The organism is Methylobacterium sp. WL12, from assembly GCF_008039475.1.
GTDB lineage: Bacteria > Pseudomonadota > Alphaproteobacteria > Rhizobiales > Beijerinckiaceae > Methylobacterium > Methylobacterium cerastii.
Genome location: NZ_VRUW01000252.1, coordinates 1 through 449, shown reverse-complemented (window position 1 = coordinate 449; position 449 = coordinate 1). Strand labels below are relative to the sequence as shown.

1 protein-coding gene is annotated in these 449 nt (G+C 70.2%); it reads right to left on the bottom strand.

Features of this window, described 5'->3' with window-relative positions; genetic code table 11:
- Positions 1 to 449: transposase (locus tag FV226_RS27745; protein WP_147765433.1), on the bottom strand; the 449-nt coding region annotated here is incomplete at both ends.

The following is a 449-nucleotide window of genomic DNA, read 5'->3' as shown; positions in this document are numbered from 1 at the left end:
GCGAACACGGATTGGAGCCAGAGCTGCAGGCGCCAGGGGACAGGATCGTCGCTGGTGTCGACGGCGTAGGCGACATCGCGGGCGAGATGGGCGAGGCAGGTCTGGTGCGCGGCCGCGTGTCCCTGCTGGGCGGTGTAGCGGTCCGAGATCCACACCGCGGGCCGGTGGCCGTCCATCATCTCCCGCACCACGATGGCGCCCCGCGTCGGGGAGGCCGTGTGCACCACGGCTTGGGCCGAATGGAACACCCAGTGGTAGGCGTTGCTGCCCTCGATGCGCACGCCGGTCTCGTCCGAGGCGACCACCATGGCACGGCGCAGGATCGAGACGGCCTCGTCGCGACCGGAGCGGAAGCGCTTCTGCGCGCGCTGGAGCAGGTTCATCAGCCCGCCCTGGCTGAGCGTAAGCCCGAACAGATCCGACAGCGCCGCCTGCAACCGCTCGTAGGA